The sequence below is a fragment of the Chryseobacterium sp. CG10_8 genome, assembly GCF_058117085.1.
On record NZ_JBYVEB010000032.1, the window covers coordinates 1 to 14,582 of the forward strand.

A 14,582-nucleotide genomic window follows, 5' to 3' on the forward strand; every position below is an offset into this window, starting at 1 on the left:
AACACAAAGTTCGCTAAGATCTTTTCATCAATGGGCTGTCTTCAAGTTCGCCAAGGCGTTTTACTCAGCCAAAAATTTGTAAAGTTTGAATGTTTAGTTGAATTTATGTACAGCGTGTTTTTGCGCGAGGGATTGTAGTGGAAATCCTTTTTTTGCATGGGAAAAGCTATGGCAAAAAAGATTGAAACGGAAAGCCCGGTCGTAGACGCGCCCAAATAAAAAAGACTGCCTGAAAACAGACAGCCTTTTGTGCTTTTGAAGTTGGATTAATATCCGAAAATCTCCTCGAGAGAAATCTTTTTGACTTCGCCGATTTTCTTCAAATCTTCCATTTTGATATTTTTTTCAGAAGCAACCAATGCGTAAGTGTATGGTTTTCCTGATAAATTATTTTTGTGGAAATTTTTGACATCAGCCATCGAAATACCATCAACAGTATTGTAAACGTCTTTTCTGATATCATCTTTCAAGCCTAATTGTTGTGCACTAAGGTAACGATAGATAATGTCGTCCTGCGTGATTCTTTCGGTCTGAATATCCTTCTTTACCTGACTTTTTGCCAAGTCAAGATTCCCAGCAATTTCAGGCATTTTGGTCAACAACTCGTTCATCGCAGTAACTGCTTCATTGAATTTGTCCGCTTGACTTCCTACGTAACTCATCATATAATACTCGTCATTCTTTTTCTGTGGCGAAACGTAATATCCATAAGTACTGTAAGCCAAAGCCTTACTTTCACGAATGGTCTGGAACACCAAAGAACCCATTCCGCCTCCGAAATAATTGTTGAAAACTGAAACTAAAGTGGTGTTAGAAGGGTTGTATTTGTCGGTATTTCTGATCCATCTTGTTTCCGCTTGAACCATATCGTAATCTGCAAAAAGCACTTGATTCTTTGTCTGAGCAACTTGAGCAAACGTTTTCTGTGGACTTGGTTGCGCAAAAGTTGTAGGAACTTTGTGAAGTGTCGCTAATTTTGAAGTCAAATTTTTCAATTTTTCTGGACCATAATAGATGACAGTTTGCTCGTAAGAGTTCAGTTTTTTCAAACCATCAACCAAATTTTGTGATGTAATTGCATTAAGCTCTGCATCCGAAAGTGTATTGTTGAATTTGTTTTTCGCTCCGTACATCGCATAACTGGTCAAACCTTGTAAAATTGCACCTTTATTGGCTTTGGAATCTTTTCTTGATTTCGCAATTCTTGCTTTCAAAGCCGCAAGAGCTGTGTCGTCTGGTTTTGAGTTAAGCACCAAATCTTCATATAATTTCACCGCTTGGTCAAAGTTTTCTTGAAGTCCTTCGATGGTAACTGTTGTATATTCTTCTCCCGTCGAAACACTGAAACTGGAAGCGATTTTGTAAAATTCTTTAGAAATATCTTCCGCAGATTTTTTGTCAGTTCCTAAAAACTGAATGTAACTTGAAGCCAAAGATTGTTTCAAATCATTTAGAGATCCGATTTTGTAACGGTATCTTAAACGATACAATTGGTTATCCGTGTTCTGAACATAAAGCACTTCTGCTTTTCCTAATTTGGATTTTTGAATATCTTTATTGAAATCCAAAAACACAGGTTGAGAAGCTGTTGCTGGCATATCATTAACCGATTTCACGAAAGCTGATTGCTTGTCTGCATTGGTCTCTACTGGTGTGATAGTTGGCTTTTCGATTTTCTGAGTGTTCTGGTTTTCACCTTTTCTTTTAAGCACTGCTACATAATTATTTCCAAAATATTTGTTGGCAAAAGCAACAACATCGGCTTTCTTTATTTTGGAAAGGTCATTAACATAAGCGACTTGATCTTTCCAATCCAATTCTGCAGTGAAGGCACTTTGAAGCAATGAAGCTCTGTCTGCATATTTTTCGGTTTCTTGAATTTTTTGCTTTTTGATGTTATTCACAATCGAAGGCAACAAATCGTCATCGAAGTTTCCTTTTTTAAGATTTTCGATTTCGTTAAGAATTAAAGCCTGAACTTCTTCCAAAGTCTGACCATTCGTCGGAGCACCACTCACCCACAAAACGCCATAATCTTGCAAAGTATATGTGAAAGCACTTGCTCTCAAAAGCTTTTGTTTTTTAACTAAATTCAAGTCTAAAAGACCTGCTTTTCCGTTCGTTAAAATAGAACCTACTAAATCAGCTAAAAGAACATCCTTGTCCTTGTTTCCTGGTAAACGGTAAGCAATTGCAATATTCTCTGCATCTGGACCAACAATTTCCTTCACAACTGGCTTCGTCATCGGAACTTCTGGCGTGAAGGTATATTTTGGAACTGGTTTAGTTTGCATATAAGAGAATGCCTTGTCGATTTTTGCAATCACCTCATCTGGATTGAAATCTCCAGACATGATCACTCCCATATTGTTAGGAACATAATAAGTGTTGAAATATTTACGAATCTCAACCAAAGAAGGGTTTTTCAAATGCTCCACCGTTCCAATCGTCGTTTGTCTTCCGTAGTTGTGGTTAAGAAAAACATTGGAAAACAAAGTTTCAAAAACTTTTCTACCATCGTTATCCAAACTTCTATTTTTTTCCTCGTAAACCGCTTCTAATTCGGTATGGAAAATTCTTAGCACAGGATTTCTAAATCTTTCCGCTTGTACAGCCAAGTATTTATCAATGGAACTACTTGGGACATCGTCTGTATAAACCGTTTCTTCGAAACTGGTCCAAGCATTGGTTCCTTGCGCTCCCATTGCAGACATCATTTTGTCATACTCATTGGCAATGGAATATTTGGAAGCAACTCCAGAAACAGAGTCAATTTTTTTGTAAATGGCTTTTCTTTGCGCTTCGTCTTTTGTTTTGTTGTATTGTTCGTACAAAGCATCGATTTTATCCAATTCCGTCTTTTCTTTTGCCCAATCCAAAGAACCGTATTTGTCTGTTCCTTTGAACAACATATGCTCCAAATAGTGAGCTAAACCAGTGTTGGTTGCAGGATCGGTTTTACTTCCTGCTTTTGTAGCAACAAAAGCCTGAATTCTTGGGTCTTTTTTTGTAGGACTTAAGATTACCGTTAAACCGTTTTTCAAGGTGTAAAACCTCGCCTGAGTTGGATCGTTGGTGACATACTTATACGTATATCCACCACTTTTTGCTTCTTTCCATTCATAGGTTTGGGAATATCCCAAAACCGCAACAACGAAAAGAAGTGACATCAAAATTCTCTTTGTCATTTTTTGTTTTTTACGAATTATTTTTAATTTAAAGTATCAGAAGCGAATTTAATCATTTATTTTCGGTCAAACAGCAATCGTTCTCCGAATTTATCTTCATTGAATTTTCCATTTTCATACGCTAAATTTCCGTTCACGAAAGTGTGGGTAATTTTATTATGAAATACCATTCCTTCTAATGGGCTCCAACCACATTTGTAAAGAATATTTTCTTTTTCAACTTTCCATTCAGAATCCAAATCAACCAAAACCAAATCTGCTTTATAACCTTCTTTAATGAAACCACGTTTCTCGATTTCAAATAAAATCGCAGGATTATGACACATTTTCTCTACCACTTTTTCCAAAGAAATTTTTCCGTTTTGATGATTTTCTAACATCACATTCAAAGAATGCTGAACCAAAGGTGCTCCCGAAGGACAACTGGTGTAAGGATTTTGTTTTTCTTCAAAAGTATGAGGAGCATGGTCTGTGGCAATTACATCAATACGGTCATCCAAAAGCGCTTCCCAAAGTCCATCTTTATCTTTTTGAGTTTTAACGGCGGGATTCCATTTAATTAAAGAACCTTTGGTGTCGTAATCTTCATTGGTAAAAGTCAAATGATGAACGCAAACTTCCGCAGTGATTTTTTTATCTTTTAAAGGAATGTCATTTTGGAAAAGGTCAGTTTCTATGGCCGTTGAAAGATGATAAATATGAAGTCTCGCTCCTGTTTTTTTTGCTAATTCCACCGCTTTGGACGAAGATAAATAACAGGCTTCTTCGCTTCTAATTAAATGATGAAATTTCACTGGAATATCATCTCCATATTCAGCCTTGTATTTCTCGGTATTGTTTCGGATGGTGGTTTCGTCTTCACAATGCACACAAATTGGCATTTTAACTTTTGAAAAAATATTTTCTAAAATCTCAGGATTATCAACCAACATATTTCCAGTCGATGAGCCCAAAAACAACTTGATAGCAGCAACATTCCTTGGATTAGTTTTCAAAACTTCTTCCAAATTATCGTTGGTTCCACCCATCGAAAAGGAGTAATTAGCATAAGATTTCTCAGACGCGATTTTATATTTTTCTTCCAACAATTCCTGAGTTACAGCATTAGGAACTGTGTTGGGTTGTTCAATAAAACTCGTCGTTCCACCTGCAATTGCTGATTTGGATTCAGATTCGATATCGCCTTTATGCGTCAAACCCGGCTCCCGAAAATGAACTTGGTCGTCAATTACTCCAGGTAAAAGATATTTTCCAGAGGCATCAATAATTTTATCTACATTTTCTTCGGAAATATGTTTTTCAATTTTGGAGATTAAATCATTTTCGATGAGCAAATCGCTTTCAATAATTTGATTTTCGTTGACAATTTTGGCGTTTTGGATGAGGATTTTCATTCTTAGATTTTAGATTTTAGATGTCAGATTTTAGACATCGTTTAAATAAATGATTACTGTTTCAAATTTAAGATTAAAAAAGGGTTTGGGAAAATTCTAAACTCTAATTTCTAACTTCTAACTTCTTTGGTTAACTTTGCCCAAAAATTTTCAGAGATTGTATAAGAAACTATTAGGACAAACAGCTGTATATGGCTTAAGTTCTGTTTTGGTCCGTATTTTTCCGTTTATTGTAGCACCAATAGTTACTGGTGCTTTTGGCCCAACTGCTTCTTCTCCATTTGTGGATTGGTATTCTATCGCAGGCGTTATTACAGTATTACTTACCCACGGAATGGAGACTTCATTCTTCCGTTTTGCACAGGAAGATAACATTTCCAAGAAAACGTTGATTTCTACAACTTCACTAAGTATTCTTTGTACTGGTTTTATTTATTTGATTCTCGGTTATGTATTTAGATATCAATTAGCATACGCTTTTCAGACACCGGATCAAGTTAACTTTTTGATCATTTTCCTATTTATCCTATCTATAGATGCTTTTTCAACCATTCCATCTGCAGTTCTGAGATTAGAAGGAAGACCGATACAATATATGCTTTCCAAAGTTTTAGGTTCTCTTGTTTACTTTGGCTTAGTTTGGTTTTTTATTAAATTTCTTAAAAACAGACCCGAAGGCTTCTTGGGAATAACCTATAATCCTCAAATAGGTGTTGGTTACGTCTTTATTGCAAACTTGGCGCAAAGTACTGTAACACTACTTATTGTCGGAAAAGAATTTGTGAATTTCAGCATTAAAAGTTTCGATTTCAAACTTTGGAAACGAATCATGAATTATTCATGGCCAGTGATGATTGCGGGACTTGCTGGTGTTATCAACCAAACTCTTGATAGACAATTTTTAAAATTCTTACTTCCAGATAACCAAGCCAGACATCAGATTGGTGTTTACGGTGCGGTGTATAAAATTGCCACTTTCATTACAGTGTTCCGACAAGCTTATCAACTGGGAATCGAGCCCTATTTTTTCTCAAGTTTTAAAGACAAAAACAGTCACAAAACCTACACGGTTTTGATGGATATTTTTGTGATTTGTAATTGTTTGATTTTTCTTTTTTTAATGGTTAATCTACAATGGATTTCGGAAAGATACTTAGGCAATGAACAGTACTATGAAGGAATAGCCATAATCCCTTGGGTGATGTTAGGTGCCTTATTTTTAGGGATCTACCTTAACCTTTCCATTTGGTACAAACTTTCTGACCAAACCAGAGTTGGACTGTACATTTCCCTTATTGGTGCCGGAATTACTATTTTGATTAACTTCCTATTTATTCCACAGTACGGATACTGGGCAAGTGCAATGGCCGCTTTAATAACTTATACCAGCATGATGGTCATTTCCTACATTTGGGGAAGAATCATGTATCCAATTCCATACAACACAAAGAAAATCTTAATGTATATAGGTATCACAGTAACTTTTTCTGTGATTTCGTTTCATTTCTTTAGGACCAATTACATTGTAGGAAATCTTTTCCTTTTAGCTTTTATAGCCTTCGTTGCGTACCATGAAAAACCTATTATTAACAAAATTTTAAAAAGATAAAATGACCATAAAAATCATTAATAAATCCAAACATCCACTTCCAAAGTACCAAACCGAACTATCCGCAGGGATGGACTTGTATGCAAATTTGGAAGAGTCTTTTACATTGAAGACTTTAGAAAGAAGATTGTTTCCCACTGGTTTATTTATTCAACTTCCTGAAGGTCACGAAGCCCAAATTAGACCAAGAAGTGGACTTGCGCTCAAAAACGGAATTACAGTCCTTAACACTCCTGGCACGATTGATGCAGATTATCGTGGCGAAATTGGCGTAATTTTAGTAAATTTGTCTTCTGACGAATTCACAATAAATGATGGTGACAGAATAGCGCAAATGGTCATCTCAAAACACGAAACCGCTGTTTGGGAACAAGTTGAAGAACTTGATAGTACTGAGCGAGGTCAAGGTGGGTTTGGAAGTACAAAAATTTAAAAAAAACACAGAAAACTAATCAAAAAAAAGAGTAATGAAAATAATCGTTCCTATGGCTGGAAGAGGCTCCAGATTAAGACCTCACACCCTTACAGTTCCAAAACCATTAATCCCAATTGCAGGAAAACCAATCGTACAAAGATTAGTTGAAGATATCGCTAAAGTAGCAGGAGAAGAAATTGATGAAATTGCTTTCATTATCGGAGATTTTGGTGATGAAGTAAAAGAATCTCTTATTCAAATCGCAGAAAAATTGGGTGCGAAAGGAAGTGTATATACCCAAGATGAGCCATTAGGAACAGCACATGCTATCAAATGTGCGGAAGAATCCATGCAAGGTGATGTAGTTGTGGCTTTTGCTGACACGCTTTTCCGTGCAGATTTCAAATTGGATAAAAATTCGGATGGTGTTATTTGGGTGAAGAAAGTGGAAGACCCTTCCGCTTTCGGTGTTGTTAAATTAGACGATTATGGCTTCATTACTGACTTTGTTGAAAAGCCAAAAACCTTTGTATCCGATTTAGCGATTATTGGAATTTACTATTTTCAAAGTGCTCAAAAATTGATGTCTGAAATTAATCACATAATGGATAACGACATCAAACAAGGTGGCGAATTTCAATTAACTACTGCTTTGGAAAATCTTCGTCAGAAAGGTGCAAAATTTTCTTTGGGGAAAGTTGACGATTGGATGGATTGCGGTAACAAAAATGCAACAGTGGAAACTAATGGAAAGATTTTGGAATACGAAAAAGAAGAATTTTCTCATTTTCCAGCATCTTCTAAAATTGAAAACAGCTTAATCATTCACCCTTGTTTTATTGGTGAAGACGTAGAAATAACCAACTCCAAAATTGGACCTTACGTTTCTCTTGGCAAGGGAACCAAAGTGGTTAATTCTAACATCGACAATTCGCTAATCCAAGGAAACACAGTCATAGACCACGGAAACTTGAGTAATTCTATGATTGGGAATTCAGCCCACTATTATGGTGTATCGAGAGAAATTTCTTTAGGAGATTATTCAGTTTTGGATTTTCTTTCTAAGGATTAAATGATAAAAATATAAAATCTCACTTTCCAAACCACACAAAACATTTTGTGTGGTTTGGCGTTAATATTGCAAAGTTTTATTTATCTTTTTTAAGATTAATCCAACCTATATGAAGCAACTTCTTATTATCCTCGTCTCTGTAACGATTCTGCTTTCTTGTAAGGCGAAAAAAGCCGTGGATGATAACTCTTCAGCCACTGATTCTTTGGCTATCTATGATAATAATCCAAAAGATGCCAATCAGCCACTTAATAGCACCGTCGAATTTTATACGACGATTTTGCCCCCTGTCGAATTCAACCATATTAAAATCAATAGTAAAATTGACATCCAAAATGACACCCAGTATCTTCCAACATTAGATGTGGTTACTTATATAGAAAACAATACGCAAATATGGATGAACATCACTGCATTCCTGCTCCCAGCTGGAAGAGCTGTTGCAACTCAGGAAGGGATCAAAGCATATTTAAAGACCGAAAAAACATACATCGATTCCGAATTCGAATATCTTAATAAGCTCCTTAACGTCAATTTTATCAAATACAAGTCTTTAGAAAAACTGTTAATGGGAAGAACATTTCTCCGTGTTAACGATAGTAACTACAGACTAACCAAAAATGCTTCGGGATATAAGCTAACTTCATTCAACAACCAAAAAATTGAAAATGAAGGAGTCGTGAGAGAATACAAAGTTGAAATAGATTATACAACCAACTACGACCTCAAAAGAGTGTACCTAAAAGATGTTAATTCCGAAGACGAATTAGAAGTACTTTACGACAACTGGGAAGAATTCAAGACCTACAGAATGCCAAAAAATGTTAAAATAACTATAAAAGGAAGCAAAAACAGCCAAATTTCATTAGAAAATACGAAATTTGACGACATTGAGATGAAAACACCTTTTTCCATCCCAAGCAATTACAAAAAAATTGAAATTCAATGATTAAGAAAATTAGTCTTTTTGCAATAATTCTTTTATGTGTACACTCCTTTGCTCAACAAACAAAAGAGCAATTGCAGAAACAAAGTGCTGAACTAAAAAAACAAATTGCCGCCATCAACTCCGACCTATCAAAATCTAGAAGTGAGTCTAGACTGTCATTGGCATATCTCAGCAATGTTACCAAAAAAATTGAACTTAGAGAAAAAGTATATAACAACACCCAAAAAGAAAAACGCTTTATTGAGGACGACATCTACTTGAGACAATTAGAAATTAATCGTCAAACGAAGGAACTAGAAGTTCTTCGTAAAAACTATGCAGAAGTTCTTATTAGTGCCTACAAAAACAGAGGTCTCCAAAACAAAGTAACCTTCATCCTTTCCTCTGGAAGTATTGGAGAGGCAATTAGAAGAATCCAATACCTCAAACTTTATTCTGATTACCAAGAAAGAAAAGCTGCAGAAATTGGAAATGCTGCAAAGACGCTTCAGTTATCCATCGGAGAAAGACAAAAATCGATGAAACAAAAAGATGTTTTGCTTTCCAACCAAGAAAAGGAGTTAACTACCATTAATGCTGAAAGAATCCAGAAAGAAAAACTATTGGAGGATTTTAGAAAAAATGAAACCAAACTCGTTGCTCAACTCAATCAAAGGATAGCTCAGCAAAAAGCAATTGATAAGAAAATATCTTCTATTATCGCAGAAGAATATCGAATAGCCAAAGCAGAAGAAGAAGCCAAGAAAAAAGCAGAAGCCGAAAAAATTCGTTTAGCTAAAGAAGCAGCTGCTAAAGAAAAAGCTAAAATTGATGCCGAGAACAAAGCTAAAGCTGCTGCTTTAGAAAAAGAAAGACTTCGTGCAGAAGCAGAGGCAAAAAAAGCTGCGGAAGCCTTAGCAAAAAGGGAAGCTGAAGAAAGAAAGAGAGCAGACGAAGCCGCTAAGACAGAAGCTACAGCTCGTGACGAGGCAAAAAAATTATCTGCTGCGAAAGAAGCTGAAGCTGCAAGAATCAAATCAAGAGAAGCTGAAGAAAAATTGGCTGCTGCGAGAGCTGCGGAAGCTGATCTAGTAAGAAAAAAAGACGCGGAAAAGAAAGCAGTCGACACCAAAGCTTTGGCCACTTATGGAGTAACAGCTAGTGCTTCTTCGAATTTTTCTGCAAACAAAGGAAAAATGAGTATGCCTGTTTATGGCCCGATTACACACCATTTTGGCAGACAAAAGCACCCAGTCTATGATGTATGGGAGGACAACCTTGGTATTAAAATCGCAGCTTCTAAAGGAAGTGTAGCTAAGTGTGTTTTTCCTGGAGAAGTAACCAGAATTATGGACAATAGTGACGGAACTTTGTCAATCTTTATCAAACACGGAACCTACTTTACGGTGTATTCTAACTTGAAAAGCATTTCTGTTAAAAAAGGACAACAAGTTGCTGCAGGAACAACTGTTGGAGTAATAGGTGAATCTTTTGATGGAAGTACCACACTAGATTTCCAAGTTTGGAATGGTCAAACACCAGTCAATCCACAAGAGTGGGTTAATTAATTTTTCACTAATTTTGCAAAAATTTAACGATATGAATTCAATTGTAATATTAGCCCTTTCATGGCAACACTTTTTAGTTGTTGCGGTTATAATTCTAATATTGTTCGGAGGAAAAAAAATCCCTGAATTGATGAGAGGCTTAGGTTCTGGAATCAAAGAATTTAAGGACGCTGTAAAGGAAGAGGACAAGACTCCAGAAGAGCAAAAGAAAAATTCAGATTCAGCTTCATAATACACTGACTATGAACTTGATTAATGCAGCCTGGAAGATTTTCGAACAATCTATTTCTGATTATCATATTTCTGATAATGTCGATGCGACTATAACTAATCCATTTGAGCAAGGCAGTTTGGAACAACTTTTGTATGCTAAGAACTGGATTGATACGGTCCAATGGCATCTAGAAGATATCATTAGGGATGAAAATATTTCACCCGAAAACGCATTGGTAATCAAAAGGAGGATTGACGCTTCTAACCAGCAAAGAACGGACTTGGTTGAATATATCGACCGTTGGTTTTTGAAAAAATATGAAAGCATCACTCCCTTATCGGAGGCAAGAATCAACACAGAAACTCCAGCTTGGGCAATCGACAGATTATCCATTTTGGCTTTGAAAATTTATCATATGGAAATTGAAGCAACCAGAGCGGACGCTTCAGATGAACATCGTAAAAAATGTAATGATAAGTTATCGATTCTTTTAGAACAGAAAAAAGATTTATCCACTGCTATTGATTATCTTCTTGATGATATTGAGAACGGAAGAGTTAAGATGAAAACGTACCAACAAATGAAAATGTACAATGACGAAACTCTTAACCCGATCCTTTATCAAAAGAACAAACAATGAAGAGATTAGGATTTCTTGTCATCATTAATTTAGCCTTGATTTCGTGCGCCTCCGAAAGTTACAGCTCGTCTCCGCTTTCGAATGCGTTTACTAGCCAATCCTCTTCAACCATTAATACAGAAGTAGCCTTTTCTAACTTTATTGTCGAAAACGTTAACGCTAGCGAATTAAATGCTTTAATTTCATCATTCCCAACATACAATAATGAGAAATTAGACAAGGAAATCACTTACATGAAAATCAATCTTCAGACTTATCTTTACGCGATTGAAGCTGGTAACAGGGAAGCAAAAACCAAGTCCTATAACAATTTCGAGAAAAGATACGTGAAGATTCAGAATCTTAGAAAATCTCTCAATGCGGACCAAGAAGAAGTCCTTAACAGGTACTTGGTAAGAATCAAAACTAATATCTCAGAAATAGAAGCTGTTGTTAATCAATAATAACACTTCATCGCTTAAATTTAACTTTCCATGATTAAAATACAGGCTGAAGCCAATGTTCCTACCGAATTTGGTCAGTTCAGGATGATTGCTTTCTCAGAAGAAGAAAGTAATTGGATGCCACATATGGCCATTGTATCTGACTCCACCGATTTTTCGAAGACCGTTAATGTGAGATTCCATTCCGAGTGCATTACTGGCGAAGTTTTTCACTCCAAAAAATGCGAATGTGGTCAACAATTAGATGCGGCAATGAAATACACCCATGAAAATGGCGGAATCATCGTCTATCTTCGACAAGAAGGTCGCAATATCGGTATCATTAATAAACTGAAAGCTTACGCTTTACAAGAACAAGGTCTAGACACAATCCAAGCAAATTTGCAGTTGGGATTACCCGCTGATGATAGAGACTTTGGAGTTGCCATCGATATCCTCAAACTTCTTGGAGTCAAAGAAATCAATCTTTTGACCAACAATCCAGAGAAACTGAAATACGTCGAAAATAGTGATATCAAGCTTGTTTCTCGAATTCCTTTGCAAATCAAATCTAACGAAGTAAGTAGAGATTATTTGAAAATCAAAAAAGACCAATTTGGTCATCTCCTTGATGATGAAATTGACTAGAAATAAAAAACGCTTTGGAAATCCAAAGCGTTTTTTCATAATTAAAATAATTAAAAAACTTGACTTGCAATTTTTTTAACAGCCTCACTTTTACCCATCGAATAATAGTGTAAAACGGGAGCTCCATGTTCCATAAGCTCTTTACTTTGGTTAATACACCATTCGATTCCTATTTCTTTTACTTCCTTGTTATCTTTGCTTTTCGCCACCGCAATCACTAATTCATTAGGCAAATCCACTTTGAATCTGTGTGGAATCATACTCAATTGAGATTTGGTGGTAATAGGCTTCAATCCAGGAATAATCGGAACATTGATGCCTACTTCACGACATTTTTTAACAAAATCAAAATACTTCTGGTTATCAAAAAACATTTGAGTTACAATATAATCAGCACCTGCATCAATCTTCTTCTTCAGATGGTAAATATCTTGTTCAAAACTTGCTGCTTCCATGTGTTTTTCCGGATATCCAGCTACTCCTATATCAAAGCTTGTAGGTGAAGAATTTTCGAGGTTCTCGTCGAGGTAACTGCCATTATTCATTTCCATTATCTGCTTTACCAAATCCTTAGCTAATGGATGTCCATTCTTTTCTGGTTTGAAGTAAATTTCGGACTTCACGGCGTCACCACGAAGCGCTAATACATTATGAATACCTAAAAAATCCAAATCTATCAGAAAATTTTCCGTGTCTTCTTTGGTAAACCCTCCACATAAAATATGAGGAACCGCATCTACACTATATTTGTTTTGAATTGCAGCACAAATCCCTACAGTTCCAGGTCGTTTTCTTACCACTTTTTTCTCCAAAAGCCCATCTTCCCTCTCATGAAACTCATATTCTTCACGGTGATAAGTCACATCTACAAATGCTGGATTAAACTCCATTAAAGGATCAATCGCATCAAAAATAGATTTAATATTCTGTCCCTTCAATGGAGGCAAAATCTCGAAGGAAAAAAGTGTTTTCCCGTTGGCGTTTTTTATATGTTCTGTTACTTTCATTCTATTATTTTAATATTATCTATGACATCTTGTAAATCCTGAAAAAATTCATTTAAGTTAGCTGTAAGCAATACTTTTCTATCTTGCAATAAAAAAGATCTCGCGTTTGAACTAACCAATATTGTACTGTAAACGGCGGTTATTCTACGGGGATAAAATTCATCTAAATCAGGTGCTTTGAATTTTGCCATACAAAAAAAATTTGCCATGACAGAATCGATTGTATCAACTCTAATTAAGAAATCTCTACTGATTGAGCCCAAATATCCAAACAATTTTTCAGTACTTCCAAAAAAATGGATAAAAGTTTTCAATAATGCATAGTTCTTTTTATAGAAATTAAAAGAATCCATAAATTTTCCTTTATAATAAACATTATCTAAATTTCTATTTGAATAAAATTCATAGATATCTAAAATCGATTCTTTTGAAAAATTACTATTAAAAACTTGTCTTGCAGTAATAAAATTTTCACTAATTGCCTCTCCTAAAACATATTGCAAAAATAGAATATGACTATCTCTTTGTAATTCCGTATCATTAACCTTAAAGTTTTGCTTGAAAAGTAAGTAATAATCCGTGTTACTATAATAATAAGGTTCAACAGAATAAAACTTATTTATATATCCAAAGAAATCAGTTTCAGAACCATAAAAATGATGGTAAATAGATTGAATGTTCTTTAAATCACAAACCAAAATAATTTTCTCAAATCCAAACTTATTTTCTTCTAAATTATCATGAGCAGAAAGAATATTTAGAATTCTAAAAATATGTTCAGGGTCAATTCTGTCTAAATCATCAATAACAAGAATAGTTTTCTTTTCTGTATTTTCTTCAATATTATTGATTAATTGATAAATAAGTTGGGTAACAGCGTTATTCTCGTACAAAGAACCAACCTTATTAGTTTCCTTGTCAAAATACTCTTGAATTAATTTTAAGTCAGGATTGCTTTCAATTTCTTTTTTAAAATTATCATAATCACTCTTACTAATTTCTGTCAGCTTTGTGAGAAGTTTTCCAAAACCTTTAAGAATGTTATATGATTTTGGCAAATTATCTTCAACTATAGTTTCTCCAAGTAAATCTACATTAGATATAAAATCACCTAAAAATTTATTTGAAAAATATTGGTATACTAAGTTTCCCGTAGGAAAGTTGAAATTTTCAAAATCAATGACATTTTTATCAATAATTTGAAATAAAATATCAAACTTTATCAGTTCAAAAATATCTTCGTTGGACGAAACAGAATAATTAACAGGATTAAGAAATATTGGAAAGTATTTTTCTTTATAATTTTCATCGTCAAAAAAAGCTTTTAGAAAATAAGATTTTCCAATACCGAACTTCCCTGAAAAAATAATACGTTTATTATTTTCAAGCATTAAATGTTTTTCGAAAGTATTAAAAACTTTTTCTACGTATTCTTTTGACATAAATTAAATTTTAATTCTAAAGATTGCTTCGTTCC

General features: G+C 34.9%; 13 protein-coding genes. 9 read left to right on the forward strand and 4 right to left on the reverse strand.

What is annotated here, in order from left to right; all coding sequences use genetic code 11:
* Positions 1-266: 266 nt before the first annotated feature.
* Both AC4AGG_RS07230 and AC4AGG_RS07235 read right to left on the reverse strand, forming a co-directional pair.
* Entirely contained in the window at positions 267-3,188 is a 2,922-nt protein-coding gene (locus tag AC4AGG_RS07230; RefSeq protein WP_489771321.1) for a M16 family metallopeptidase, read from the reverse strand.
* 56 nt (positions 3,189-3,244) lie between these two features.
* The gene (locus AC4AGG_RS07235) at positions 3,245-4,582 is read right to left on the reverse strand and encodes a dihydroorotase (protein WP_489771322.1); all 1,338 of its coding nucleotides are present in this window, start codon (positions 4,580-4,582) and stop codon (positions 3,245-3,247) included.
* Positions 4,583-4,739: 157 nt separating this feature from the next.
* Between AC4AGG_RS07235 and AC4AGG_RS07240 the strand changes: the two genes are divergently transcribed.
* The 9 genes from AC4AGG_RS07240 (at position 4,740) to ribA (ending at position 12,098) form a co-directional block, all read left to right on the forward strand.
* Positions 4,740-6,191, forward strand: a complete 1,452-nt coding sequence (locus AC4AGG_RS07240) for a lipopolysaccharide biosynthesis protein (protein ID WP_489771323.1) — start codon at positions 4,740-4,742, stop codon at positions 6,189-6,191.
* Position 6,192: 1 nt separating this feature from the next.
* Positions 6,193-6,624, forward strand: coding sequence for a dUTP diphosphatase (gene dut, locus AC4AGG_RS07245; protein ID WP_489771324.1), 432 nt, complete (start codon positions 6,193-6,195; stop codon positions 6,622-6,624).
* Between the two features lie 34 nt (positions 6,625-6,658).
* A complete protein-coding gene (locus AC4AGG_RS07250; protein WP_489771325.1) occupies positions 6,659-7,678 on the forward strand; it encodes a sugar phosphate nucleotidyltransferase in 1,020 nt (339 codons plus the stop codon).
* 109 nt (positions 7,679-7,787) lie between these two features.
* Positions 7,788-8,627 carry a lipoprotein insertase outer membrane protein LolB1 gene (lolB1, locus tag AC4AGG_RS07255; protein WP_489771326.1) on the forward strand — a complete coding sequence of 280 codons (840 nt, stop codon included), beginning with the start codon at positions 7,788-7,790 and terminating at the stop codon, positions 8,625-8,627.
* A complete protein-coding gene (locus AC4AGG_RS07260; protein ID WP_489771327.1) occupies positions 8,624-10,174 on the forward strand; it encodes a murein hydrolase activator EnvC family protein in 1,551 nt (516 codons plus the stop codon). Before lolB1 ends, AC4AGG_RS07260 begins: the two co-directional genes overlap by 4 nt.
* A gap of 31 nt (positions 10,175-10,205) precedes the next feature.
* On the forward strand, positions 10,206-10,406 hold the full coding sequence (locus AC4AGG_RS07265; RefSeq protein WP_489771328.1) for a Sec-independent protein translocase subunit TatA/TatB: 201 nt from the start codon (positions 10,206-10,208) through the stop codon (positions 10,404-10,406).
* A 10-nt stretch (positions 10,407-10,416) separates the two neighbouring features.
* Positions 10,417-11,028 carry a DUF4254 domain-containing protein gene (locus AC4AGG_RS07270; RefSeq protein WP_489771329.1) on the forward strand — a complete coding sequence of 204 codons (612 nt, stop codon included), beginning with the start codon at positions 10,417-10,419 and terminating at the stop codon, positions 11,026-11,028.
* The gene (locus AC4AGG_RS07275) at positions 11,025-11,471 is read left to right on the forward strand and encodes a hypothetical protein (RefSeq protein WP_489771330.1); all 447 of its coding nucleotides are present in this window, start codon (positions 11,025-11,027) and stop codon (positions 11,469-11,471) included. Before AC4AGG_RS07270 ends, AC4AGG_RS07275 begins: the two co-directional genes overlap by 4 nt.
* A gap of 30 nt (positions 11,472-11,501) precedes the next feature.
* Positions 11,502-12,098 carry a GTP cyclohydrolase II gene (gene ribA, locus AC4AGG_RS07280; protein WP_489771331.1) on the forward strand — a complete coding sequence of 199 codons (597 nt, stop codon included), beginning with the start codon at positions 11,502-11,504 and terminating at the stop codon, positions 12,096-12,098.
* A gap of 50 nt (positions 12,099-12,148) precedes the next feature.
* Here ribA and metF read toward each other — a convergent pair whose 3' ends face one another.
* Together metF and AC4AGG_RS07290 are read right to left on the reverse strand one after the other, a co-directional pair.
* On the reverse strand, positions 12,149-13,105 hold the full coding sequence (metF, locus tag AC4AGG_RS07285) for a methylenetetrahydrofolate reductase [NAD(P)H] (protein ID WP_489771332.1): 957 nt from the start codon (positions 13,103-13,105) through the stop codon (positions 12,149-12,151).
* Entirely contained in the window at positions 13,102-14,547 is a 1,446-nt protein-coding gene (locus AC4AGG_RS07290) for a P-loop NTPase fold protein (RefSeq protein WP_489771333.1), read from the reverse strand. Before AC4AGG_RS07290 ends, metF begins: the two co-directional genes overlap by 4 nt.
* Positions 14,548-14,582 lie beyond the last annotated feature (35 nt).